24 protein-coding genes and 2 pseudogenes are annotated in these 23,255 nt (G+C 70.1%); 9 read left to right on the top strand and 17 right to left on the bottom strand.

Features of this window, described 5'->3' with window-relative positions; genetic code table 11:
• Positions 1-28 precede the first annotated feature (28 nt).
• From ACUJ8O_RS03010 to ACUJ8O_RS02975, 8 genes are all read right to left on the bottom strand, one after another.
• Positions 29-226, bottom strand: coding sequence for an 8-oxoguanine DNA glycosylase OGG fold protein (locus tag ACUJ8O_RS03010; protein WP_170747871.1), 198 nt, complete (start codon positions 224-226; stop codon positions 29-31).
• A 6-nt stretch (positions 227-232) separates the two neighbouring features.
• The gene (locus tag ACUJ8O_RS03005) at positions 233-829 is read right to left on the bottom strand and encodes a DinB family protein (RefSeq protein WP_445373131.1); all 597 of its coding nucleotides are present in this window, start codon (positions 827-829) and stop codon (positions 233-235) included.
• A gap of 23 nt (positions 830-852) precedes the next feature.
• The gene (locus ACUJ8O_RS03000) at positions 853-1,194 is read right to left on the bottom strand and encodes an alpha/beta fold hydrolase (protein ID WP_445373153.1); all 342 of its coding nucleotides are present in this window, start codon (positions 1,192-1,194) and stop codon (positions 853-855) included.
• A gap of 1 nt (position 1,195) precedes the next feature.
• Positions 1,196-2,104 carry an 8-oxoguanine DNA glycosylase OGG fold protein gene (locus ACUJ8O_RS02995; protein ID WP_170747873.1) on the bottom strand — a complete coding sequence of 303 codons (909 nt, stop codon included), beginning with the start codon at positions 2,102-2,104 and terminating at the stop codon, positions 1,196-1,198.
• Positions 2,105-2,236: 132 nt separating this feature from the next.
• A complete protein-coding gene (locus ACUJ8O_RS02990; protein WP_445373130.1) occupies positions 2,237-2,869 on the bottom strand; it encodes a GIY-YIG nuclease family protein in 633 nt (210 codons plus the stop codon).
• The gene (locus tag ACUJ8O_RS02985; protein WP_170747875.1) at positions 2,866-3,915 is read right to left on the bottom strand and encodes a restriction endonuclease; all 1,050 of its coding nucleotides are present in this window, start codon (positions 3,913-3,915) and stop codon (positions 2,866-2,868) included. Before ACUJ8O_RS02985 ends, ACUJ8O_RS02990 begins: the two co-directional genes overlap by 4 nt.
• A 414-nt stretch (positions 3,916-4,329) precedes the next feature.
• Positions 4,330-4,932, bottom strand: a complete 603-nt coding sequence (locus ACUJ8O_RS02980; protein WP_170747876.1) for a helix-turn-helix domain-containing protein — start codon at positions 4,930-4,932, stop codon at positions 4,330-4,332.
• A 162-nt stretch (positions 4,933-5,094) separates the two neighbouring features.
• Entirely contained in the window at positions 5,095-5,679 is a 585-nt protein-coding gene (locus ACUJ8O_RS02975) for a GNAT family N-acetyltransferase (protein WP_170747877.1), read from the bottom strand.
• A gap of 51 nt (positions 5,680-5,730) precedes the next feature.
• On the opposite strand from ACUJ8O_RS02975, the gene ACUJ8O_RS02970 reads away from it, so the two are divergent.
• Entirely contained in the window at positions 5,731-6,873 is a 1,143-nt protein-coding gene (locus ACUJ8O_RS02970; protein WP_445373129.1) for a GNAT family N-acetyltransferase, read from the top strand.
• Positions 6,874-6,938: 65 nt separating this feature from the next.
• On the opposite strand, the gene ACUJ8O_RS02965 is transcribed toward ACUJ8O_RS02970, so the two are convergent.
• Positions 6,939-7,388, bottom strand: a complete 450-nt coding sequence (locus ACUJ8O_RS02965) for a hypothetical protein (protein ID WP_043275869.1) — start codon at positions 7,386-7,388, stop codon at positions 6,939-6,941.
• Between the two features lie 292 nt (positions 7,389-7,680).
• On the opposite strand from ACUJ8O_RS02965, the gene ACUJ8O_RS02960 reads away from it, so the two are divergent.
• The 3 genes from ACUJ8O_RS02960 to glpK all read left to right on the top strand — a co-directional run bounded on the left by ACUJ8O_RS02960 (position 7,681) and on the right by glpK (position 11,783).
• Complete coding sequence (locus ACUJ8O_RS02960) at positions 7,681-9,420, top strand: glycerol-3-phosphate dehydrogenase/oxidase (RefSeq protein ID WP_095346735.1); 1,740 nt, start codon at positions 7,681-7,683, stop codon at positions 9,418-9,420.
• Positions 9,421-9,433: 13 nt separating this feature from the next.
• Positions 9,434-10,156, top strand: a complete 723-nt coding sequence (locus tag ACUJ8O_RS02955; RefSeq protein WP_010079813.1) for an MIP/aquaporin family protein — start codon at positions 9,434-9,436, stop codon at positions 10,154-10,156.
• A 94-nt stretch (positions 10,157-10,250) separates the two neighbouring features.
• The gene (glpK, locus tag ACUJ8O_RS02950) at positions 10,251-11,783 is read left to right on the top strand and encodes a glycerol kinase GlpK (protein ID WP_152744150.1); all 1,533 of its coding nucleotides are present in this window, start codon (positions 10,251-10,253) and stop codon (positions 11,781-11,783) included.
• 199 nt (positions 11,784-11,982) lie between these two features.
• Here the strand turns inward: glpK and ACUJ8O_RS02945 are convergent, their stop codons facing one another.
• From ACUJ8O_RS02945 to ACUJ8O_RS02935, 3 genes are all read right to left on the bottom strand, one after another.
• A complete protein-coding gene (locus tag ACUJ8O_RS02945) occupies positions 11,983-12,519 on the bottom strand; it encodes a hypothetical protein (RefSeq protein ID WP_158184091.1) in 537 nt (178 codons plus the stop codon).
• A gap of 50 nt (positions 12,520-12,569) precedes the next feature.
• The gene (locus tag ACUJ8O_RS02940; RefSeq protein ID WP_445373128.1) at positions 12,570-13,421 is read right to left on the bottom strand and encodes a GIY-YIG nuclease family protein; all 852 of its coding nucleotides are present in this window, start codon (positions 13,419-13,421) and stop codon (positions 12,570-12,572) included.
• A gap of 96 nt (positions 13,422-13,517) precedes the next feature.
• Positions 13,518-15,092, bottom strand: a complete 1,575-nt coding sequence (locus tag ACUJ8O_RS02935; protein ID WP_036337850.1) for an ATP-binding protein — start codon at positions 15,090-15,092, stop codon at positions 13,518-13,520.
• 99 nt (positions 15,093-15,191) lie between these two features.
• Here ACUJ8O_RS02935 and ACUJ8O_RS02930 point away from each other — a divergent pair.
• Positions 15,192-15,485: pseudogene (locus tag ACUJ8O_RS02930) on the top strand (AMP-binding enzyme); the annotation flags it as partial.
• A 284-nt stretch (positions 15,486-15,769) separates the two neighbouring features.
• Positions 15,770-17,680: a DUF262 domain-containing protein gene (locus ACUJ8O_RS02925; RefSeq protein WP_052001107.1), complete on the top strand. Its 1,911-nt coding sequence runs from the start codon at positions 15,770-15,772 to the stop codon at positions 17,678-17,680.
• Positions 17,681-17,735: 55 nt separating this feature from the next.
• On the opposite strand, the gene ACUJ8O_RS02920 is transcribed toward ACUJ8O_RS02925, so the two are convergent.
• Genes ACUJ8O_RS02920 through ACUJ8O_RS02910 form a run of 3 tightly spaced genes read right to left on the bottom strand, consistent with a single transcriptional unit; the run spans position 17,736 to position 19,105 of the window.
• Positions 17,736-18,086 (bottom strand): GNAT family N-acetyltransferase, encoded by a 351-nt coding sequence (locus ACUJ8O_RS02920; RefSeq protein ID WP_194073913.1) that lies wholly within the window; start codon positions 18,084-18,086, stop codon positions 17,736-17,738.
• A 21-nt stretch (positions 18,087-18,107) separates the two neighbouring features.
• Positions 18,108-18,479, bottom strand: coding sequence for an alcohol dehydrogenase catalytic domain-containing protein (locus ACUJ8O_RS02915; protein ID WP_445373127.1), 372 nt, complete (start codon positions 18,477-18,479; stop codon positions 18,108-18,110).
• A 14-nt stretch (positions 18,480-18,493) separates the two neighbouring features.
• A complete protein-coding gene (locus ACUJ8O_RS02910; RefSeq protein ID WP_052001145.1) occupies positions 18,494-19,105 on the bottom strand; it encodes a GNAT family N-acetyltransferase in 612 nt (203 codons plus the stop codon).
• 110 nt (positions 19,106-19,215) lie between these two features.
• Here ACUJ8O_RS02910 and ACUJ8O_RS02905 point away from each other — a divergent pair, with 110 nt between their 5' ends.
• Entirely contained in the window at positions 19,216-19,608 is a 393-nt protein-coding gene (locus tag ACUJ8O_RS02905; RefSeq protein WP_194073915.1) for a DUF6176 family protein, read from the top strand.
• Positions 19,609-19,806: 198 nt separating this feature from the next.
• Here the strand turns inward: ACUJ8O_RS02905 and ACUJ8O_RS02900 are convergent, their stop codons facing one another.
• Both ACUJ8O_RS02900 and ACUJ8O_RS02895 read right to left on the bottom strand, forming a co-directional pair.
• Positions 19,807-20,196 (bottom strand): hypothetical protein, encoded by a 390-nt coding sequence (locus ACUJ8O_RS02900; protein ID WP_127434991.1) that lies wholly within the window; start codon positions 20,194-20,196, stop codon positions 19,807-19,809.
• A 49-nt stretch (positions 20,197-20,245) separates the two neighbouring features.
• Positions 20,246-20,791: pseudogene (locus tag ACUJ8O_RS02895) on the bottom strand (GIY-YIG nuclease family protein); the annotation flags it as partial.
• Positions 20,792-20,907: 116 nt separating this feature from the next.
• On the opposite strand from ACUJ8O_RS02895, the gene ACUJ8O_RS02890 reads away from it, so the two are divergent.
• Both ACUJ8O_RS02890 and ACUJ8O_RS02885 read left to right on the top strand, forming a co-directional pair.
• Positions 20,908-21,918, top strand: coding sequence for a GIY-YIG nuclease family protein (locus tag ACUJ8O_RS02890; protein WP_052001142.1), 1,011 nt, complete (start codon positions 20,908-20,910; stop codon positions 21,916-21,918).
• Positions 21,919-21,963: 45 nt separating this feature from the next.
• Positions 21,964-23,049, top strand: coding sequence for an endonuclease NucS domain-containing protein (locus ACUJ8O_RS02885; RefSeq protein WP_036338514.1), 1,086 nt, complete (start codon positions 21,964-21,966; stop codon positions 23,047-23,049).
• Positions 23,050-23,255: the final 206 nt, after the last annotated feature.

Here is a 23,255-nt window from a genome sequence, read left to right as displayed (position 1 = left end):
CTCGGCCAGTGCCGCCTGCAGCGTGGTCTCACCCGACCAGCAGTCCCACGGGAAGTCCGAGCCCACCACATCTCACATGCTCGGCGAACCAGGCGCGCACCACGGATTCGAGGACGGGGGCGATGTCGGACTCCCGGTGGGCCTTGGTGAGGAAGTAGAGGTACTTGGTGCCGAAGGCCGCGCCGAGGTGCTCGAGGCAGGCGGGCAGGTCGGGTACGGGAGGCATGTGCCTTCAGTTCCGGCCCGGCCTGCCGCTCCCCTCCGCGATGGCGGTCAGACGGCCCACGTGGGCGGCCCAGCGGTCGGCGTCCCACGGGGGCAGGTTGTTCCCCGGGGCGCGCAGGCCGGCCTGCCCGTCGATCTGCTCCCGCAGGATGTCCGCGTGGCCGGCGTGCCGGGCCTCGTCCAGGGCGACGTGCGCGATGATCTGCGCGAGCGTGACCTCCGCCTTGTCGTCGGGCCACCACGCCACCCGCCCGGGGGCGTCGGCGTCGAGGGTCGTGATGGTCGCGTCCGCGTGGGCGAAGCAGCGGCGGGCGAACTCGAGGACGTCCTCGAGGGACTCACCCTCGGCGGCGAACATGTCCACGTTGTCCTCCTCCGGCTGCCCCGCCGCCGCCCAGGGCAGCTGCACCTCAGCGGGGCGGCCGAACGTCTCGCCGAAGTACTCCAGCTCGATGACAGCGACGTGCTTGACCAGTCCCAGCAGGCTGGTGCCGGTGGGAGTGCGCGGCAGGCGGGCGTCGCGCTCGCTGAGGCCCTCGAGCTTGTGCAGGAGGGCCGCACGCTGGCGGCGCAGCCCGCCGTGGAGGATCTGCTTGTGGTCCATGGGGTGATCCTGCCCCAGATCAATCAGGCCGCGAACCCCCGCACGAGCTCAGCCACCCGCTCCGGCGCCTCCAGGTGCACGTCGTGCCCCGCGCCGGGCACCTGCACGTGCCGCACATCCGGGCGCCGCCGCATCTCGTCCAGCTCTCCGGCGGGCACGTACCCGTTCTCCCCGGTGATCAGCAGGGTTGGCGCGGTGATCTGCCCCCATTCCTCCCACCGGGGCCGCGCGTGGACGGGCCGCAGGGCGGCCGCCAGCACGTCGACGTCGAAGCGTGGCACCCAGCCGGCGTCCGTCTCCTCGAGCCCCTCGGCCCACACCCGGGCGGCAGGTCCGCCACCGAGGTGGGCGACGGCGGCGAGCAGGTCAATGGTGCGCGGGTCCGTCGGCGTCGTCTTCGGTGGTCTCCGCCAGCAGATCAGCGATCGCCTCGAGGTGCGTCTCCGCCTCGTCCTGGAGGCCCAGGGCGGCGATCTGAGCCCCGAGATGCTCCAGAAGCTCCTGCGCGCTGGTCGGGGACGCATCGGACCACGATTCGGCCCACCCGCCGCCGACTTCGGCTTGGCGGCTGGCAAAGATGAGTCGTTCGACGTCGTCGGCGGCAATGCCGAGTTTTTCGGCCCAGGCTTGCATGGTCTTCACGTAGGTCGCGTATCGCTCGGCGTAGCCCCAGCCGGCGCCGATCTCCACGTTCGTGGCCTCGTCGTCGACGTTCTTCCGGAACCACATGCGGACGACCGAATCGAGCACGGGTGCAACCTGGCCCTCCACCGGCTGGGCCTTGGTGAGGAAGTAGATGTATTTGGTGCCGAAGGCCGGACCCAGGTGCTTCAGGAACCCCCGGTCTCTCGGCTCGCCGTAGCGAGCGTCCCGTACACGCTGGTATCCCGCCACCCCGCCCTCCGCCAGGGTCACGCGCGTCAGCTCCGCGAGGTCATCCAGGAAGCGCGGCTCTGCCAGCATCTTTGCGACGCGCGAGGGGCCGTAGCCCACACGGCCGTAGCCCCAGACCATCGCTGCGAGGAAAGCCGTCAGCTGTGCGGCACGGTCATCGGCGGTGACCTTCCCGGCGGACTCCGTGACTTTCTCGCGCGTCAACGGGTCCCCGTTCAGGTCTGCGGGCCATCCGCCCAGCAGTTCCCGGACGGGGGTGGCATGGGCCAACGCCTTCTCCCACGAGGGCTTTCGCCACACAATGGGCGCGTCCTTGGGCCTGCCGGCCGCGACCCACCGGTCGAATGCCATCTGCAGGGGAACGGGAATACATGCGGTCATGCCACCGAAAGTACCGCATTCCTCCACCCCGGGAAGGGCTCTGCGGACGACTCGCCGTCCCCACGGGAAGTCGGCGTCCACCACGACGCCGTCGATACGCTCTGTCCGGTCGCCTGGCCCAGAGGCCAGGGATCACGGCTGGTCGAACTGAGTCGCGGCGGCCTCCACCATCGCCTTCCGCGCTGCCTTCAACCGCGGCCGCGGGCCGGCATGGGTCAGATTCAGGGGCGGGTTCAGGTCCGCGATCACCTCGCGTTCTACGGCGGCCAGCACCACGTTGGACGGCGGAGTCCAGACGCGCAGGGCCAGGTGCTCGGTCATCCAGGTGGTCATCCGCAGGTCCGACTCCTCCGTCAATGCGAACGTGGACGGCGCCGTCGAGGTCGCTGATGCCGTCGCCCGTGGGACGGGTACCAGTCCCAGCTCGTCCCGCAGCAGCGCGGCGAACGACCTCCGCACGGTGGACCGCCCGGTCTTCCCGGTCCCGAAGTGCTGCCGCACATCGCGCCGCGTCAGGCTCTTCTCCGCCTTGCCGACGTAGAGCAGGCCGCCGGGGCCGACCGGCGCGTCCAGCGTCCCGGCCTCCACACACGACGGTGTCACCTCGGAGATCGCGTACAGACCGCGCCCCTTCGGAAACTCCACACCGTCCGCTGTGACGGCCTTGACGCCACCAGGCGCGGTCTCAGCCCGCTCCACTCGGAACACCGGCCCGTTCAGCAGCGCCTCCCGCGCCTCGGCCACCAGCACCTCGGGCGCCGTCACCCCTCGTCCTCCAGCACCCACACCTGCTGCAGCGGGATCCGCGCCCGCGTGGAGGCCGGCAGCCGGTCGTAGGTGAGGAAGAGCTGATCGAGCAGCGCGTCGGCGTCCCAGATGCGCATAGTCGTACGGTCGCGTTTGAACTCCAGCTCTGCGGGTCGAGTCACCCCACCCCAGGCCACGAGGAGCGCCTGATCCGCCCGGTGCTGTGTCATCGCAGAGTGCAGCCCCCGCAGCACCCGGGAACCGATCGGGGTCGGCTCGGACTTCACCTCCACGATCAGCGTCGGCGCGTCCAGCCCCAAGGGTCCGGTGCCCGCGATGATGTCCACGCCGCCGTCGGGCCCGGGTGGCGAGACTTCACACCTAAAGCCGAGCACCGTGAGGATCTCCGCGACCAGGTGGGTCAGCTCGTGCTCGCGGAACTCCCCGGCCACATGGGCGCGGATACGGTCTCGGATGGCGACGACGGTCGGTGCCGTCTCGGGGTCCGTCACCTCGGTGGTGGTGTGGTCGGCGGGGGTCGCCACCGGACGGGGCAGCCCCTCTGTGAACCCGGGGTCGGGCTTTCCTCGAGCGATGGCCTCGAGTCGGCGTTCGGCGTCGTTCCGGCTCGGCTGGAACACGGTGAGGCTGCCATTGAGGGTGTGGACGAGGTCCTGGCCCACCACGGTCTTGGAGACCGGCTCCCCCAGCCAGTCCACCGGCAGGGAGTGGCTGCGGTGCCAGCCAGCCTCGGCCGCGTCGTGGGCGTACGCGCCGGTGACGCGTCCGAACTGCACGTAGCCGGGCTTGGTCTTCAGCGGCAGGATGACGAGGTCACCCGGGCGGATGGAGTCCCGGAACGCCCAGAGCTGGCCGGTGTAGTTGGCCCAGCGGGCGGCGCCGTCGCCGGGGTAGGCCTCCTCCACGCGACGGCGGACGTCCTCCCGGGATGTGGCGGGCGAGAGGTCACCGACCTCCGGCCAGCCCACGCTCACGCGCCCGTGCTCGATGTTCCAGTGCTCGTTCTCCCCCCGCTGTCCCGCGCGGACCACCCATGCGCTCATCGCCACTCCTTCCTCGCTCTCACCTTGCATACTCAGCGCGTCGATCTTCGCAGACCGCTGCTGCCGCACCAGTGAGAGCAGGCCGCGCCTCACAGCGACTCCGCCGAGGCCGAGACCCGTCCGTGTCGGGCGCGGCCGCGACGACGTGGCCCGGCTCCTGCGGGCAGCGGCCTCCGGCGTGAGGTTGAACGGTCGCCACGGGCTGCGACATCGGGCCGGCAGATGCAGTGGTACGCCCCCCCGGTCAGGTCAACGGGACCAGACTGCACGCGGGCTGCATGCGCGAGGAACTCGCTAGACGTCGGCGCCCTGCCCCGCGGCACGGAGGTGAACGCCCGGGGCCGAGCCCACAATGACCTCCACATCCAGGGCCGGGGCAGCGACCGGAGGAGCAGTTCGCCAGCCTCGGCCTGGTCAGAGGGGCCGGCTCGTTCGACGGAACCGGTCCGCCCCGACGGTGAACGTGCGGCCCTCGACGGGTTCCGGCACCTCCTTGCCCTCGACGGCCTTGGGCGTGACGCGAGCGAGCACATGGCGGTTCTTCTCCTCCACCAGGTAGTAGGCGTCCCGGTTGCTGAGGCTGTCGCTGAGACCGAAGAGTCCGTAGGGGATGTCGAAGGCGAGCATCAGCCCCCACTCGAGGAACTCCTGCACCCGGTTATTGGACCGCATCCGCGCGAGGGGGTAGATGACCGCGTCAGGGAAGGCCTCGCGCACGGCCCGGTGACTCTTCGCGCCCAGGGATCGACCGGCCGGCTTGTACGGCTCGAGGGAGGCGACGTCCACGGGATGCCGAAGCACGGCGGGTGCCGCGCCGTCCCCGGTGCCGTCCAGCAGATGGTCCACGCTGACGCCGAACAGGGCTGCCATCGCCCGCAGGTTGTCCACGCCGGGGATGCCGCGTCCCGCCTCCCACTTCGTCACCGCCTGCCGGGAGACGTGCAGCCGGTCCACGAGCGCGGCCTGGGAGAGCCCGTTGCGGGTGCGGAGCTCCTTGATGCGCTGGGTGAGTGCCATGGCCCTGTCCTTTCCTGGAGGAGACGGTCACAGTCTGCATCGGGTTGTCCACCCAGGGGTATGCGGCGGGACGGAAGGGGGCGCTACCTGCCGGAGCACACCGGCTACGGTGCGTTGCCCCCGCTCTGACATGGACGTTTATGGGGTGGGGGGTAAGGCAGCTCAGACTCGCGCGAGGAACTCGGAGGCGAGCATCGCGTAGGTGACGCCGTCGACCCAGCCGCGGGTGAGGTGCAGCGACTCCTTCCGGAAGGTGCCCTCGTGTCGCAGGCCGACCTTCTCCATGACGCGCAGGCTGGGCGCATTGTCCGCGAAGGCCTCCGCCTCCACGCGGTGCACGCCCAGGCCTGTGAAGGCCAGCTTCAGCAGGGCGCCGGCGAGCTCGGTGGCGTAGCCCTGGCCGGCATGGGTCGGGTGGATGGTCCAGCCGATCTCCGCCTGCGCGTCGCGGGCCTCCTCGCGCGGGCCGCCCTGGCTCCACGCGTCCTGCACGGCCAGCTTCCCCACGCCGATGATCGCCTCGCCCGCGCGGACTGTCAGTCGGTCGCCGGCGGCGAGGTAGCTCTCCCGAAGCTCGCCGGCGGACCCAGCCCGCCCCGACGTCCACGTCCACACCTCCTCGAGGCGGCAGAAGTCGAAGACGGCGGGGGCGTCGTCGGCGGCGAACGGGGTGAGCGTCAGCCGCTCGGTGCGCAGCGGGAAGACGACGCCGCGGCGCGCCGCGAGGTCGAGGAGGGGCGTGGCCATGGGGTCACGACAACGGGCGGCGGTGACGTCCCCTCCCCTACTCTCGGCCCCATGGACGTCACCTTCACTCCGCTCGACCCGGCAGGCGCCGACCGGGACGCGCTCGTCGCCCTGCTCACCGAGAACGCGTGGCCGTTCCACACGCGCCCGCGCGTCACCCGGCCGGAGGCGGAGAAGGCCGTCGATGGCGGCGCCTGGGAGGATGAGGACCACCGCACCTTCTGGATCGACCACGCCGAGCACGGCCGCGTCGGCGTGGTGCGCCTGGAGGACCTCACGGACCCCACCCCCTTGTTCGACCTGCGCGTGGCGGAGCGGTTCCGCGGGCGCGGGCTCGGCGCGCAGATCCTCACCGCGCTCACCCGGCACGTCTTCGAGACGATGCCCGCGGTGGACCGCTTCGAGGGCCAGACCCGCGAGGACAACGTCCCCATGCTGCGCACCTTCCGCCGGGCCGGCTGGGTCAAGGAGGCGCACTACCGGCGCGGCTGGCCCGTGGACGGCGGCGAGCCGCTCGCGTCCGTGGCCTACGCAATGTTGCGCCAGGACTGGGCGTCCGGCACGACGACGCCGGTCCCCGCCGACGTCGACGCCCCGCCTCCGGCGGGGCGCAAGGAGGGCGCGGCTGCGGGCGGCCGCGCCCCTGACTGGCCGTTGCCGACCGCGCGGCTGACGCTGCGGCCGCACCGGGAGGACGACTTCGGCTGGTTGCAGGAGATGTACATGCAGCCCGAGGTGGTGCGCCACCTGCTGGACGAGCCCTGGGACGAGGCGACCGCGCGGGCGAAGCTGGCCAAGCGGATCACGTGGGACGACCTCGGCGGCCCGTCCGGGGCGGTGTCCCTGGTGGTGGAGCACGCGGGCGTCCCCGTGGGTGACGTGATCCTGTGGCTGACGGACCGCGAGCGCGGTGTCGCGGAGATCGGCTGGGCACTGGATCCGCGGCATGCCGGTCAAGGCTTCGCCCGGGAGGCCGCGGCTGCGCTGCTGGACCTGGGGTTCGAGACGTCTGGCCTGCACCGGGTGGTGGCACAGATGGATGCCCGCAACACGGCGTCCGCCCGACTGGCCGAGATGCTCGGGATGCGTCGAGAGGCACACCACCGGCAGGACCTGTGGAGCAAGGGCGAGTGGACGGACACCCTCGTCTACGCGATGCTCGCGAGCGACCGGGGGGTGAGGGGCCATCTATGACGACGAACGGACTTCTACGCTCACCCCATGCAGCTCGAGACCGTGAGGGGGTGGACTCGCGAGGCTCACCAGGTGTGCGGACCGAGGTCCTCGAGGATCTCCAGGTCGAGAAGCCACTCGTCAGGGCGGGGAGTCTCGGGGAGCACCGGCTCGTAGGCGCCGACGTAGACGACCTCCCCCAAGCCGAGGCCGGTGGCCTCCTCTGGCTCAAGGATCGTCAGGTCAGCGTGGCCGGGGACGCGGTCGATCTCGGCGAGCCGCCCCGAGGGCCACACCTCGTGTGCCGCCCTCACCACGGCCCGCACACGACGCAACGGGATCGACCCGGCGGGGCTGCCGTCGTCGTGATGGGTGACGACCCAGCCTGCAGAGGCCAGGGGCCCAGCCTGACTCACTCCCCGGGAGGGCAGCAGGATCAGCTCGTGGACTTCCCCCACGGCGATCGAGTCACCGCAGCATTCCTGCTCCCAGTCCGAGAGCGAGGCGCGGCCGACGGCGCCGACGGTGATGTCCATGGTCGGAGTGTAGGGGCGGGGCCTCACCCGAGGGCACGCGTCACCCGAGGCGCTCCGCCCTCGTTCCAGCGGAACAGGGTGAGGTGCCACAGCCCGAGGAGCGTGTGGGACGAGCCACCTCCACGCGCGCCGACGTGCCGCTGTTCGAGCGGCTCGGGTTCCGCGAGACCGTACCCGACGCGTGCATACCCGCGGCCCGGGAGTGACATCATGGACCTCGGCTCGTGCTGATACTGGGTATCGTGAGCCACGCCACTACACTGTGCCTCCACTGATAAAGGAGCAACCCCCCATGCCGACCCTGCGAACCGTCCCCCTCTCCGCCGCCACGCGGGAGGACCACCTCGCCCGCCTCCGGGCCACCAGCCCGGAGGCCCCCCTCGACATCCTGGTCGTGGGCGGCGGCTCCACCGGCGTGGGCGCCGCGTTCGACGCGGCCACCCGCGGCCTCGACGTGGGCATCGTCGAGGCCCGCGACTGGGCCTCCGGGACCTCGTCCCGCTCCTCCCGCCTCATGCACGGTGGCCTGCGCTACCTCGAGATGCTGGACGTCAAGCTGGTGTACGAGGCGCTGCGGGAGCGCGACCTGCTGCTCACCCAGACCGCGCCCCACCTGGTGCGTCCCCTGCGCTTCGTCTTCCCGTTCTTCCACAAGGTGATCGACCGCGGCTTCATCGGCGCCGGCGTCACCATGTACGACGCCATGCAGTCGCTCGGCCGCCGCCGCGCGATGGGCGCGCACCGCCATCTCAGCCGCCGCTCCATGGCCGCGACCTTCCCCTCCCTCGACGACGAGAAGATCGTCGGCGCGGTGGAGTACGCCGACGCCCAGTTCGACGACGCCCGCCTGGCCATGATGCTCGTGCGATCCGCCGTGGACCACGGCGCCGTGGCCGCCAACTACACCGCCGTCACCGGCTACCTGCGCGGCGACGACGGCCGTGTGCAGGGCGTGCGTGTCCGCGAGGAGACCTCCGGCGAGGAGTTCGACGTGCACGCGCGCGCCGTCATCCTGGCCGGGGGCGTGTGGACCCAGGAGCAGCAGGAGCTGGCCGGGGCCAACGGCGGCCTCGAGGTGCTCGCCTCCAAGGGCGCCCACATCACCGTCCCGCGCGACCGCATCCGCGCCGACGCCGCCACCGGCGTGATCACCAAGACGGAGAAGTCCGTGCTGTTCCTCATCCCGTGGGACGAGTACTGGGTGATCGGCACCACGGACACCCCGTGGGCGGAGGACGTGGCCCATCCGGCCACCACCGCGGACGACATCGACTACATCCTCGAGCACGCCAACGCGGTGCTGAAGGAGGACCTCACGCGTGACGACGTGATCGCCACGTACGCCGGCCTGCGCCCGCTCCTGCAGCCGGTCACCGGATCCGACGGCGGCTCCACCAAGATCTCCCGTGAGCACACCGTCACCGAGGTGGCCCCCGGCCTCACCGCCGTGGCCGGCGGCAAGTGGACCACGTACCGGGCCATGGCCGAGGACGTCGTGGACTTCGTGGTGCGCAAGACCCACCCGACCCGTCCCAGCCTCACCGAGCGCATCCCCGTGCTCGGCGGCCTCGGCTACTCGGAGATCGAGGCGGAGGCGGACCGCATCGCCGCCGACTACGGCCTGGACGAGGCCCGCGTGGACCGGCTCCTGTTCCGTTACGGCACCGTCCTGCGCCATGTGCTCGACCTGATCGACGGCGACCCGTCCCTGAGCGTCCCTCTCGCCGAGGCGCCGCGCTACCTGCGCGCCGAGATCGTCTACGCGGCCCGAGCCGAGGGCGTCGTCCACCTGGACGACGTCATCGAGCGCCGCACGCGCCTGTCAACCGAGGTCCGCGACCGCGGCGTCGCGGCGGCCGAGGAGATCGCGTCCCTCGTGGGCCCCGAGCTGGGCTGGGATGAAGAGCGCATCGCCGGTGAGATCCGGGCGTACAAGGACCTCGTCGCCGCCCGCCTCCGCGGCGAGACCGCCCACGACGACGTCACCGCCGCCGCCGCGCTCGCGGCCGCCGACGCCGCCCCCGTCCACTGAAAGGAGCCCGTCCATGGGCACGATCTTCCTGCATGAGATCGCCGGCACGGCGATCCTCCTGCTGCTCGGCGTCGGCGTCGTCGCCAACGTCGTCCTGACGAAGACCAAGGGCAACGGCGGAGGCTGGCTGCTCATCAGCTTCGGCTGGGGGCTGGGCGTCTTCGCGGGCGTCTACGTCGCTGCCGCGACCGGTGCGCACCTGAACCCCGCCGTGACCGTCGGCCTGCTCGTCAGCGGCGCCGAGGAGTACGCCCCCGGCATCGCCGTGACCCTCGGCACCACGCTCGCGTACTTCGCGGCGCAGCTGATCGGCGCCTTCCTCGGCGCGGCCCTGGCCTGGCTGGCCTACCGCGACCACTACCAGGCGGAGACGGACCAGGGGGCGATCCTGGGCACCTTCGCCACAGGCCCCGAGATCCGCAACCCGCTGTGGAACATGGTCACCGAGGTGATCGCCACGTTCGTCCTGGTGTTCGTGATCCTGCTCTTCGGCTCCACCCCCTCCGGGCTCGGCCCGCTCGCGGTGGCCCTGCTCGTCGTCGCGATCGGCGCGAGCCTGGGCGGCCCCACGGGGTACGCCATCAACCCGGCGCGCGACCTGGGCCCCCGCCTGTTCCACGCCGTCGCGCCGATCCGGCACAAGGGCGGCTCGGACTGGGGCTACGCGTGGGTGCCGATCGTCGGCCCGCTCGTCGGCGCCGTCCTGGCCGGCCTCGCCGCGCCTCTGTTCGTCTGAGCGGTCTGCCCGTCCAACCCCGGCGGGCACGTTCCCCTGCGGGAACGTGCCCGCCACCCCCACACCCCCGTGACCACCTCCGAAGGAGTAGGACATGACCACCCCCCGCTACGTGATGGCCATCGACCAGGGCACCACGTCCACGCGCGCGATCCTCTTCGACCACAGTGGGGCCATCGTGTCCACTGGTCAGCGCGAACACGAGCAGATCTTCCCGCGCGCCGGCTGGGTGGAGCACGACCCGGTGGAGATCTGGACGAACACCCGCGAGGTCATCGGCGAGGCCCTGGCCCGCGCCGAGGTGACCCGACACGACGTCGCCGCCGTGGGCATCACGAACCAGCGTGAGACCACCGTGGTGTGGGACCGCAACACCGGCAAGCCGGTGTACAACGCCATCGTGTGGCAGGACACCCGCACCGACCACCTCTGCGAGCGCCTGGCCGGCGACGTCGGCGCGGACCGCTACAAGGAGCGCGTCGGGCTGCCCCTGGCCACGTACTTCTCCGGCCCCAAGGTGGCCTGGATTCTGGAGAACGTGGACGGTGCCCGGGAGGCCGCCGAGAACGGCGACCTCATCTTCGGCACCACGGACTCGTGGCTCGTGTGGAATCTCACCGGCGGCGGGGAGGGCGGCCGGCACGTCACCGACGTCACCAACGCCTCCCGCACCATGCTGATGAACCTGGACACCCTCGACTGGAACGAGGAGATCTGCGCGGACATGGGCATCCCGATGTCCATGCTTCCGGAGATCGTCAGCTCCTCCGCCGAGGTGGGCACCGTATCCGGCCAGCAGCTGCTGCGCGAGACGCCGATCACCGGCATCCTGGGCGACCAGCACGCGGCGACCTTCGGCCAGGCGTGCTTCGAGGTCGGCCAGGCCAAGAACACGTACGGCACCGGCAACTTCATGCTGATCAACACCGGCGAGGAGCCGGTGCACTCGGACAACGGCCTGCTCACCACGGTGGCGTACCGCATTGGCGACCAGAAGCCGGTGTACGCGCTGGAGGGCTCGATCGCCGTCACCGGCTCGCTGATCCAGTGGCTGCGGGACAACCTCGGGATGATCGCCAGCGCCCCGGAGGTCGAGACCCTGGCCGCCGGCGTGGAGGACAACGGCGGCGTGTACTTCGTCCCCGCGTTCTCCGGCCTCTTCGCCCCGCACTGGGACGCCGCGGCCCGCGGCGCCATGGTGGGCATGACCCGTTACGTCAACAAGGGGCACATCGCCCGCGCGGCGCTCGAGGCCACCGCCTTCCAGAGCCGCGAGGTCCTGGACGCCATGAACGCGGACTCCGGCGTGGACCTGACCGAACTGAAGGTCGACGGTGGCATGGTCGCCAACGAGCTGCTCATGCAGTTCCAGGCGGACCTGCTGCGCGTGCCCGTCGTGCGCCCCAAGGTCATCGAGACCACCGCTCTCGGCGCCGCCTACGCCGCAGGCCTGGCGGTGGGGTTCTGGGCGTCCCAGGACGAGCTCGTGGCCAACTGGGAAGAGGACAAGCGCTGGGAGCCCACCACGGACGAGGAGGAGGTTGAGCGCGCCCTGCGGCTGTGGAAGAAGGCCGTGGAACGCTCCCGCGACTGGGTCGACGAGGACGTCGAGTCGGCCCAGGGCTGAGCCGTCCGGTCCGTAGGTCGGTCCGGCCGGCCCCGTGCGCCCCGTGCGCCCCGGGCCGGTCCGGGCCCTCCAGAAGGACCCCGAGCAGCACTACCCCCTCGTCGGCCGCCTGCGCGCGGAGCGGGGCGGAGTCGGTGCCGTTGCCATCGGCGCAGTGGCCAGGCCCGAGGTGCCCGGCTGCTCCGACGTCAAGCTGTCCTCACCCAGGGCGTCCTCTTCCCCCGCCGCTTCCGCCCAAGGCGGCGGTGGCCAGGCAGGCGAAGTAGTCCGCATCCACGTGTCGGCCGTCCTTGGTGGCGCTCCGATGTGGAATCTCCTCGGAGAGGTTCTCCTCGTCCGCGTTGTTCACCGAGGCCACCACCTTTTCGAGGCCGGCCACCTCGGGCCGGAGTTCGCGCGCCCGTCGTCGCATCCTGCCCTCGCCGGTCCACTCATGGGTGCGTTCGGTGAGGGCGTCGAATGGGTTCTCACACGCCGACATTCGGTGTGCTCGTTCGACGACGTTGGACGCCAGGATGTCCCTGAGCATCGTCGTCTTGCCGGTCCCGGGTGGGCCGTTCACGCCCATCAGACCTGACCCGCACTCCTCGACGACGTCGGCCCGCGCGACGACATCAATGCGGGCGGCTTGCAGATGCCCCGTGTGCTCGCGGGCAGTCATATTCGAGGAATTCAGCGATGGCTGCAGTGCCGGGATGGCGCGCTTGTCCTCTTCCCCGAGGCTCGGCGCGGGCATTCCATCCCCCGTCTGACCTTCGCCCACTCCCCCAGGACTACGACGTCCGTTCAGTTCCGGTTCAGCCCGAACCGGCGCGTCATCAGCGCGTCCTTGTAGTGCTTCTCCGCGGCGTCGACCTGGGCCTGCGGGGTATCGGAGCCGAACACGCGCAACAGGCTGAACGTGTACCGCTCCGGCTGGGTGGGATCGAGCTCCAGGGCATCCCGGAGGGCGACGTTCCCGCCATGCCCGTCACGGGCGTAGGCCTCCCACCGGCCGAGCACACCACGCTCACCGTCGGCCTTGCCGACGTAGCACTGGCCCGCGGTCTCGTCGGCGATCAGGTAGATCCCGCGTACGGCCTGCAGGGCAGTGCGCCAGCCTGCGTAGCGGGTCTCGGCCACCATTGACTGCAGGTCCCCGTAGCTGAGCAGCACGTGGTCGAAGCCGGGGAACGCCTCGGTGGTGGGGTCGGCGATCTCCAGGACGGGGAACCGCGCCGCCAGGGGGCCGCGCTTGGCCCAGTTCACGGGATCTGCGGACCACTCCACCACCAGGCGCTCCTCGAGGGAGGCCAGCAGCGGCACCGGCGCAACGTCGTAGTACCGGTGCCGCTCCGTGCGCTCAGCCACGGCCTCCCCGCGGTTCTCGTACACGGCGGTGAGGCGAGAACGACGCCCTCCCTCCCCCATGAAGATCAGCCAGTGGCGGGCAGGCTCCTTCGGGAACTTCCCCACGTGGTGCTGCTCGCGCGTGTAGGCGAGCACGCGCTCGGGCGTGGCCGCGGCCCGCGAGGGAAGCCCATCCGCCTTGTATGTGTGATGGATGGCAAGAACCTCGTGCGGGTCCAGGCCAGCGGCGTCGAGCACCGACCCAAGAGTCAGGACGAACGGCTCGGGAACCGGATCAGAGTGCGGCATAGGACCTCATTCTGCTCATGGGACGGATCCACATCGACAGATTGACACTTCAGACTCACAGTCGACCACCAAGGGGGGCTCTCAAGAGCGGCAGTGTCAGTCTCCCGCCCCTCTGGCCGACACCAGTCGGTACCGGGTGTCCTTGTGGCCCTGACCGCCGGTCATCTCCACCAGCCCGTCGAGCAGCGGCTGGCGGAGCGCGTAGCGGATCTGCCGCGCGGTCAGCATGGTGGCCTCCTCCAGGTCGCGGATGCCCACCGCCTCCCCCGCGGCCAGGGCACCGAGGACGCGCCCCTCGTGGCGGGTGGGCGCGGAGCTGGGCGGCACGGCCGACGACGGTGTCCCGGCCTTCGCCCCGGGCGTCACCTCCGCGGGGGACGTCGTCGCGACCTCCACGGCAGGCTCCCGCCAACTCGGCCGAGCCCCCTCGGGCCGCGGCCGCCAGAGCAGAGCCTTGAACTGGACGCCCGTGTCGATGAGCTGAGGCCGGTCCAGCACCCACTGCCGAGCGGACCGGAACACCTCGTGGATGCCGCCGCCCTCGCCCTCGATGACGGAGGCGCCGTCCGGCGTCGTGAGCTTCTTGGCGATCTGGTACAGCCGCTGATTGACGGCGGCCTGGGCGTGTTCGTCACTTTCGAGCTGGGTGAGTGACACTCCGCGGAGGCCGCCCGGGCTCTGGATGAACAGGGCCCGGTCCGTGAGCCGCACCTGGATGGCCTTGCCCGCGCCGAGGGTGTCGGGGCCGAGGTCGCGGTGCACGAGGGCGTTGCCGAGGAGTTCACGGACGGCGGCGAGCGGGAGCTCGGGGCGGCGCTCGAGCTGACCGTCGGGGCGGTACACGTGCTCGGTCCCGAGGTTCTGGCGCACCCAGGCCATCACCTCGTCGAGCAGCACGGGGACGGGGCCGGTGAAGTCCGTGAGGTTGCGGCTGCGCGCCTGCCCCTCTCCCCCGCGCACCTGGACGGCGGCGGTGACGGTGAGCCCCGGATAGCGGCCCTGCGGGTAGTCGCCGAGGGCGTAGAGGCCGGCCAGGGTGGGCTCCCCGGCGGCGGTGAGGACGTTGGTCTGGCGGAGGATCTCCTGGTGCGTGCGGTCACGGAGGCGGCGGTCCCGCTCGCGCACGGCCGCCACGTAGTCGGTCACGAGCTCGGGGACCAGGTCCTCCTCGCTCATCCCGGTGACGGGCTTGACGTCGTAGTCCACGCGCTCGTCGGCGTGGAGCTTGGCGACCTCCAGCATGCGCAGCTCGTGCGCGTGCATCACGTAGTCGCCGTCGGACTGGCGGAGATAGGCCTGCCCTCGCACCGTTGCGGGCCGGTCCGTGAGGCGCAGGGGCACCACGTGGGCGACGAGCACGTCCTTCCCGTCCAGGCGGAAGACCTGGGGCAGGAGGGTCGGGCTGGGCGTCACGGCCTCGCGTGCCTGGGCCACGAGCCCCGCCTCCAGTGCGGCGACGTCGGGCACGCCCACCACGCGGAACTGGCCGTGCGCCTCGTCGACGCCGCAGATGACGGTTCCACCGGCGGGCATGTTGGCGAAGGCGCAAAGCGTCTCCGGCAGGGAGGGGACGCCGCCCGTGGCCCGCTTGACCTCGACCGAGGTGGTGTCGCCACGACGCGCGCGGAGGGCGTCGAGGGTGGCCGTCAGATGATCAGAGGACCAGTTCACAGTGACAACTGTAAGTCATGGTGTCAGTGTCATGACGGGCGCTTCCCGTGACGACCGTTCAACCCGGACCCCGGCGACGTCGAAAACCTGGACGAGGTGCGCCTCCGCGGCGGCATGAACGTGTACCCGCAGGAGATCGAGGAGGTCCTCTACGAGCACCCGGCGGTGGCGGAGGCCGCCGTGGTGGGCGTGCCGCACCCGGAGCTCGGCGAGGAGGTGGCCGCCTACGTGACGCTGGCGCCCGGCGCGACCGCGACCGAAGAGGAGCTCGTCGCGCACGTGAAGTCCCAAGTGGCGCCGTACAAGTACCCGCGCAGCGTGGTGGCGATGGACGGCCTGCCGAAGACGGCGACCGGGAAGATCCTCAAGCGGGAGCTGGCCACGGCGCAGTGAGGCGGGGCCGGCCCCGGGCAGGGCCCGGGCTCTTGGTCCACAGGACCGCAGGTTTCCGTCAGAACCTGGGCCGTCGGCTCAGGTTCTTACCGAAACGCGCGGTCCGCGCGCGGCGACGGCGCGATCGGCGACGCCACGGGGAGCGCCGACAGCGCTGGGGTCGCTGACGGCTTTCAGTAGGCTCAGACTCACCACGTGGGCGCCATGGTGGATGAACCCGGCTCCCGGAGGGCGCGTCCCACGCGATACGCCCGTGGTCCGAGACCTCGACGGAATGGAATCCCGTGTCGACCTTCCAGACCCCCCAGTACACGATCGTCGAACTGCTGAACAAGGCTCAGTGCGGCGAGCTTCAGCTCCCCGACTTCCAGCGGCCTTATCGGTGGGACGACGAGCGCATCCGGTCCCTGCTGGTCACGATCCTCCGCGGGCACCCCATGGGCGTCATCATGACCCTCAAGACCGGAGGTCATAATGTCCGCTTCAAGCCGCGCCCCATCACCGGTATCGGCCACGAGGGCCTGAAGGAGCCCGAACTCCTTCTTCTGGACGGTCAGCAGCGCACCACATCGATGGTGCAGGCCCTCACGGGGGATGGCGTGGTGGACACGGAAGACGCGCGCCATCACAAGCTGAGGCGCCGATACTTCGTGGACGTGGTCAAGGCACTGGGCGATGTCCGGGAACAGGAGGACGCCGTCGTGTCTCTGCCGGACTCGGGCATCGTCACGGGGAACATCGGCCGAGACGTCGTGCTGGACGTGACGACGGAGGAGAAGCAGCACGCGGCGGGACTCATGCCTGCCACGGTCCTCTTCGACAGTGCACGCTGCTTCGCGTGGATGATGGGCTACCAGCAGGGCGCCCCGGAGCGGATGGCCGTCACCCAGCAGTTCCTCTCGACCGTGGCCCAGTCCGTGCAAACGTACAAGGTGTCCGCCATCGAACTCGACAAGGACATCTCCAAGGACGCTGTCGCCACCGTCTTCGAGAAGGTGAACACGGGCGGTCTGCGCCTCGACGTCTTCGAGCTCCTCACGGCCACTTTCGCGGGCGACGGCGCCTACTTCAAGGAGACGGGCGAGGACTTCCGTCTGGCTGAGGACTGGGCGCGCACCGAGGAGGTGCTCCACAAGTACCCGGTGCTCAAAGAAATGAGGAGCACAGACTTCCTCATGGCTGTCTCCGTGCTGATCACCCTGTCCAAGCGCCGCACAGCCCTGGCCGCCGGCAAGACGGGCAAGCAGGTGCCCCAGACCAGCGCCCGCCGTGAAGACATCCTCAGCATGAGTCTGGACGACTACCGGACCTGGGCTCCTCAGCTGCGGGATGCCTTGCCTAGGGTGGCCAGGCATCTCCGCGATCTCCACATCCACGAGAGTCGGGGCATCCCGTACAGCTCGCAGGTCGTTTCGTTGATGATCGTCACCACCCTGCTGGGCGAGCGAGCTGAAGAGCACGCGGTGCGCGCGCGCTTGAACCAATGGTTCTGGTGCGGAGTTCTGGGCGAGCTCTACGGGTCTACGATCACGACCCAGCTGGCCAAGGACGCGGAGCAGTTGCCCGATTGGTCTCTGGCCAAGAGCTCTACCACTCCGGAGGCCATCATCCGCGCCAGCTTCGCGGAGTCACGTCTCGGTTCTCTGCGCTCACGGCAGTCCGCCGCCTACAAGGGCCTCTACGCGCTGATCATGGCGCAGCAGACCCCCGTGAAGGACTGGATGTTGGATCAGAAGCTTGACTTCCAGTCGTATGACGAGCTGCAGGTCGACATCCATCATGTCTTCCCCAAGAAGTGGTGCGAGGACAACGCGATCGAGTATTGGCGACGCGAGAGCATCATCAACAAGACTCCTCTGGCGAAGAAGACAAACATCCGCCTGCGGGGCGACTCACCCGCCGTCTACATCGACCGCCTGGATGCGAAGGGCCTCAGTGCGGAACAGGTGGACGCGCAGATTGCGACCCATGCGATTGACCCGGCGTTTCTCCGGGCAGGGGACTTCGACGGCTACTTCCAGGATCGTCGCCGTCGACTCGTGGACCTCATTGAGAGCGCCATGGGCAAGTCCGTCGTTCGCGACTGGGACGTTGATTCCGAATCAACGGATGCACCCGCGAACTTCAATGAGCCAGCGGCATCGACGGGCGGTGTCTCCATTGGGGGCGAGCCGACACCGGACAGGACCCTCTGATCCTATCGGAGGCGAACTGGCCCACCGCTCTCGGACCGGCTCATGAGGAGACGGCTCAGCTCTGCGCGCGGTACTCGGAGGCGAGCATCGTGTAGGTGACGCCGTCGATCCACCCGCGGGTGAGATGCAGCGGCTCCTCCTTGAGCGTGCCCTCGTGGCGCAGCCCCACCTTGGCCATGACGCGCAAGCTGGGCGCGTTGTCCGCGAAGGCCTCCGCCTCCACGCGGCGCACGCCCAGGCCGGTGAAGGCGAGGTCCAGCAGGGCGCGGGCCTGCGCGGCGACGGCGGCGTACGAACCGGTGCCGAGCACGTCCGAGGCAGCCAGGTAGTCGGCCAGGCGGTCCGGGTCCGAGGGCTCGCCGCCGGGCACCTTCACGAGGGAGCCGTCCGCGAGCTCGACGCGCATGTACTGAGCCTGGCTGCCCGTCTACGAGCCCGCGTCGGCGCAACGGGACTGGTAACCGGCCTGGCAGATATCGAACGTGTTGTCCGAGAGCATGAACGAGCCGATCACAAAGTCGCCCAGCTCGAGGGTGGCGACCTCCGTGCCCTTCTCCACGATCGTGCCCACGTACTCGTGGCCCATGCGGCGGTGGTCCACCTCGTTGTGGCCGCGGTAGGGCCACAGGTCCGATCCGCACACGCACGCGGCGGCCAGCTTGAGGACCGCGTCCGCGGGCTTCACGACGCGCGGGGTCTCCACGGTCTCCACGACGACGTCGCCCGGCGCGCGGATGACGACGGCCTTCATGGTGGCGGGAATCTCGGGGGCGGTGAGGGTGGGGGTCTCGGTGGTCATGGGGTGTCCTCTCGTCAGGTCCAGGGAATGTCGCGGAGAAGTCTCCCCCGCGCGCGGAACTCGGAGGCGAGCAGCGCGTAGGTGACGCCGTCGACCCAGCCGCGGGTGAGGTGCAGCGACTCCTCCCGGAAGGTGCCCTCGTGACGCAGGCCGACCTTCTCCATCACGCGCAGGCTGGGCGCGTTGTCTGCGAAGGCCTCCGCCTCCACGCGTCGCACGCCCAGGCCCGTGAAGGCGATCTCCAGCAGGGCGCCGGCGAGCTCGGTGGCGTAGCCCCGTCCGGCGTGAGCCGGGTCGATGGTCCACCCGATCTCCGCCTGCGCGTTCCGGGCCTCCTCGCGTGGCCCGCCCTGGCTCCACGCGTCCTGCACGGCCAGCTTCCCGACGCCGATGATCGCCTCATCCACGCGGACCGTCAGCCGGTCGCCGGTGGCGAGGTACTGCTCCCGCAGCTCGTCGGCCGAGCCGGCCCGCCCTGACGTCCACGTCCAGACCTCCTCGAGGCGGCAGAAGGCGAAGACGGCGGTCGCATCGTCAGCGGCGAACGGGGTGAGCGTCAGGCGCTCGGCGCGCAGCGGGAAGGCGACGCCGCGGCGCGCGGCGAGGGCGGCGAAGGGGGTGGGCATGGGGTCACGGTAGCGGCACGGGTGATGGGGCCCCGCCCCTACGCTCGGGGCATGAGGATCGAGCTGGCCCGTTTCCGCGTGGTGCCCGGCAAGGAGGAGCGCGCCCGGGCGTGGATGGACTTCCCCTGTGCGACCCCAAGGCGTTCCGGGAGACGCTGGAGCCGGAGCGCATGTACGTGGAGACGATCTTCTCCGAGGTGGTGGACGGGGTGACGTACCTGTCTTGGTACTCGGTGCAGGGGGAGGGCGCTGCAGATGCGCGGGCGTCCGCCCACTGGCTGGACGAGCAGCACGTGGTCTTCTGGCAGGAGTGCATCGACCCGGACTTCACCCCTCAAGACCTCGCCCCGGAGGTGCACGTGACCCCGGAGCGGGTCGAGGCGGCCATGCGGCCGCTGGACTGTAAGACAACAGCCCAACGCCCGATCCGTTCGCATGGATCCGCATGTGCAACGATCGGGCCGGATCGTTACCTAAGAGACGCCGGTGTGGACGCTTCCTGACGAACTGCGCCGAGCATCCTCACCCCACCGGGCGCAGCCGCTCCGTGGGCAGGGCCGGGGTGACGCTCGCGGCAGGGTTACCGACGTCGTCGGCCGGGTCGGACCGCCAGTCCTCAGCGCGCGCACGAGGGTGGCCATCAGCGTCCGACGGTCGTCCCGCCGAGGGATGAACCGACTGTAAGCCGGGTTCTGTACCCGTCAGCCCTTCCCGCGTGCATCGGCCCACTTCTGCCAGCGGTCGAGGATCATCGGCACGGCGGTCTCCCGCCACCACGGGAGGTGGATCAGCGCCTGGCTCATGCCGCCCACGTTGCAGCGGTCCATGTTCACGCTCACTCGGTCATAGGGCGTGGCCTCGGTGAGGATCTCGTCGATCGCCCCGTCCACGAGGCCCTTGAGCTCGTCACGCGACGCCGGCGGCGGCTCACGCGCGAACCGCACCCGGAGTTCGGTCCACAGGCCGACGGACCCTCGGAGCCCGTACTGCTCGGGGTGCTCGCGGAGCAGATCCCCGACCGTCGTCGGCTCCCAGCTTTCCGGGAGTCGCCCCTCTTCTGCTTCTTCCTGCGCAGCGGCCAGTGCGACCATCCAGGCTCGAGCTGCCTTGATGTGGGGGCGGGGGGCCTGCGTGGGTGAGGTTCAGCGGCGGGCGCCACGCCGTGATCACGTGCTTCTCGACGTCACCGAGGGCCACGGGCACTTCGGGCACCCAGACGCGAAGGACCAGGTGGTCGACCATCCACCTGGTCAGCGCTTCTTCCGAGCGCTCGCTGAGGTCGAAGGTCGCCGGACTCTTGCTGGAAGGCTTGCCCCCGGCCCGCGGCACCGGCCAGAGGAGCGCCGAGTGCTCCAGCAGCGCTGCGAACGTCCTGCGCACGGTGGACCGGCCGGTCTTGCCCGTGCCGAAGTGCTGCCGCACATCCCTGGCGGCCAGACTCCGCTCGGCCTTGCCGACGTACAACAAGCCGTCCGCCCCCACCGGCACCTCAGGTCCGAGCTCTCGACGCACACGGGACACGTCCTTCGCGTACACGGCGTAGAGGCCTGGGGCGTCCGGGACAGCGCCGCCCTCCTCCGACCAACCGGTCACGCCCCACTCCGGGCCACCGTCCCCGAAGAGATGCAGCTCGAACACCGGCCCGTGGCCCAGAGTGCGCACCGCGTCCTGGACGGCCGCGTCCATGCGCGCCGGCGTCAGTTCGTACGTCATGGCTCCATGGTGGCGAACAGCCGGACGCGTTAGCGGCCCACAGCTGTGCTCGGGGTGCCCCGCTCGCCACAGCACGGCATCATGGCCCCATGGTCTCCGCCCCGTTGCCGTTCCGCCGCTGGGAGACCCCAGCAGGGCTGGCACCTTCGCTGATCTTCGAAGACGGGGTCGGCCCTGGGATCTACGTCCTCGAGTTCTCGAACGGGGATCAGTACGTGGGCCAAAGCATCCATCCCGCCACCCGGTTCGCGAGCCACCGCCGGCGGTGGCAGGACATCGTGGCCGTGAACTTCACCCCGGTGCCTCCGGAGGAGTTGGATCGGGTCGAACAGGCCATGATCACGGAGAAGCGACGCGCAGACGTCCGCCTTCGCAACCGCACGCTGCTCGCCCAGCCATTCGGAGACTCCCCCCTCGACTTCATCGTCACCCAGGAGGAACAGGCCGCGTGGATCGGGGATGATCCCATGAACGTGGAGCGGGAGATCGCCCCGCAGCGGATCGTTGAGGCCCGCGCCCGACGACGCACGGACAGAGGGCGCCTCCCTGAACCGGTCCGGGAGCACCCGCATCTCGCGGAGGCCGTCGACTCGATCGCCGGCTACCTGTACTACGTGATCCCCCTCCCCACGGAGACGGAAGGGCGCGGATGGGTGCTCAGCGCGTGGCCCTCCACGAACCGTGCGCGGAGCCACCGCCGGTTCGCGACCCTGAGCATCCAGAAGGTGGAGATGCTGTACCTCTACGAGGCCCGGACCGAGGACGGCGAGTGGGAGCAGACCATGGTTCTGAACGTCCACGACTCCTTGGAGATCGACGACGAACTCCGCCCCCTCTTCTTTCAGACCGCTTATCGCACGACTGGCCCGGTGTGGACCACCGCCGTTCACGGGTGGGAGGACATCGGCGTTCTCCTCGGCCACCCCGCAGTGCTCCTCGCCGCACGCAAGCTGGCTCTCTCGCAGCTGCGGAAGGGACGGGCGATGTTCTCTCGAGCCCACAGCTGGGCCCTCGCCGACGCGGCGTTCGCGCACATCGGGGACGTGCTGGACGAGTGGGCCACGGCCGGAAACGACCGAGCGGCTCGCCCCGGCTCGTGATTGGATGAAATTCGATTCCATGCAGCGGACTGAGGAGTAACCACCATGCCCGTCGAGATGAAGATGTGGCGCATGGACCAGCACGGTGCACCCCGTCCGCTGGACCAGGCCCGCATGCCTTCGGAGGCCGAGCTCCAGCGGTTCCTCGTCAAGGACCCCACGCTCCTTGGTGAGCCGCTGCTGGTGATCGGACGCGAGGTTCCCACGCCCTACGGCACCCGCATCGACATCCTCGCGATGGACGGGGAGGGCAATCTCCACGTCCTCGAGCTGAAGCGCGACCGCACTCCCCGAGCAGTGGTGGCCCAGATCCTCGACTACGCCTCGTGGACCTCCCAGCTCCCGCGAGAGGAGATCCGGGACATCGCACGGCGTCACCTCGGCACGGACCTGGAGACCGCCTTCGACGAGACCTTCGGTTCGAGCCTTCCGGACGAGCTCAACGGCGAGCAGCGCCTGACCATCGTGGCCGCCACCCTGGACAGCAGCTCCGAACGGATCGTGGCCTACCTGCGCACCTTCGGGGTCCCCATCAACGCCGTCTTCTTCTCCTATCTCGAGGACGAGGATCGCCGGTACCTCGCCCGTTCGTGGCTCGTCAGCTCCGACGAGACGACCGCTGCGTCCACCGCCGCCACGGACCGCGCGAAAAAGGCAGCATGGAACGGGGTCGACTGGTACGTGGTCTACGACCGCGAATGGGAGGACACCCGCCGCTACGGCTTCGTCTCTGCTGGCGGCGGGCGATTCTACACACGGACCCTGCGCAACGTCCCTGTGGGCGCCCGCATCTGGGTCCACATCCCGCAGACGGGCTACGTGGGTGTCGGGAAGACGACGGGGCCCGCGATGCGCTTCGACGAGGCCATCCTGCCCACAGCCGAGGGCGAGCAAGCACTTGATGCTCTCCCCCTGAAGGGCGAGTACCGCCACGCCTCCGAAGCTAGTGACGACAACACCGAATGGGTGCTCCCCGTGCGGTGGATCGACACCAGGCCCGCCTCGGAGGCCTACTGGGAGAAGGGCATGTTCGCCAACCAGAACAGCGCCTGCAAGCTCCGCCAGGAGTTCACGCTTGCTCGCCTGGCGGAGGAATTCGACGTTGAGAGCCCCCAGTCCCGGCGGGGGTAGACCACCCGACGTGACCACGGCGACAGATGGCCTTGACGCCTCGAATGTGAGCGATCCATGTCCGAGGCCCCGCAGCTTGCCACTGCCACACGGGGGGACCTCAGGTCTGACTGGCACCATGTAGGAGGCCGAGTGTAGGCCGCGCATCCTGACACTCGTCCCTTCAGCCCGTTGCTGAGCAGGTGCCACAGCTGGTACCCACGCGC

The sequence above is a fragment of the Micrococcus sp. EWR3.9.1 genome (assembly GCF_052615555.1).
The sequence above is the reverse complement of the archived record's forward strand: the minus strand, read 5'-3'. Positions and strand labels throughout refer to the sequence as shown.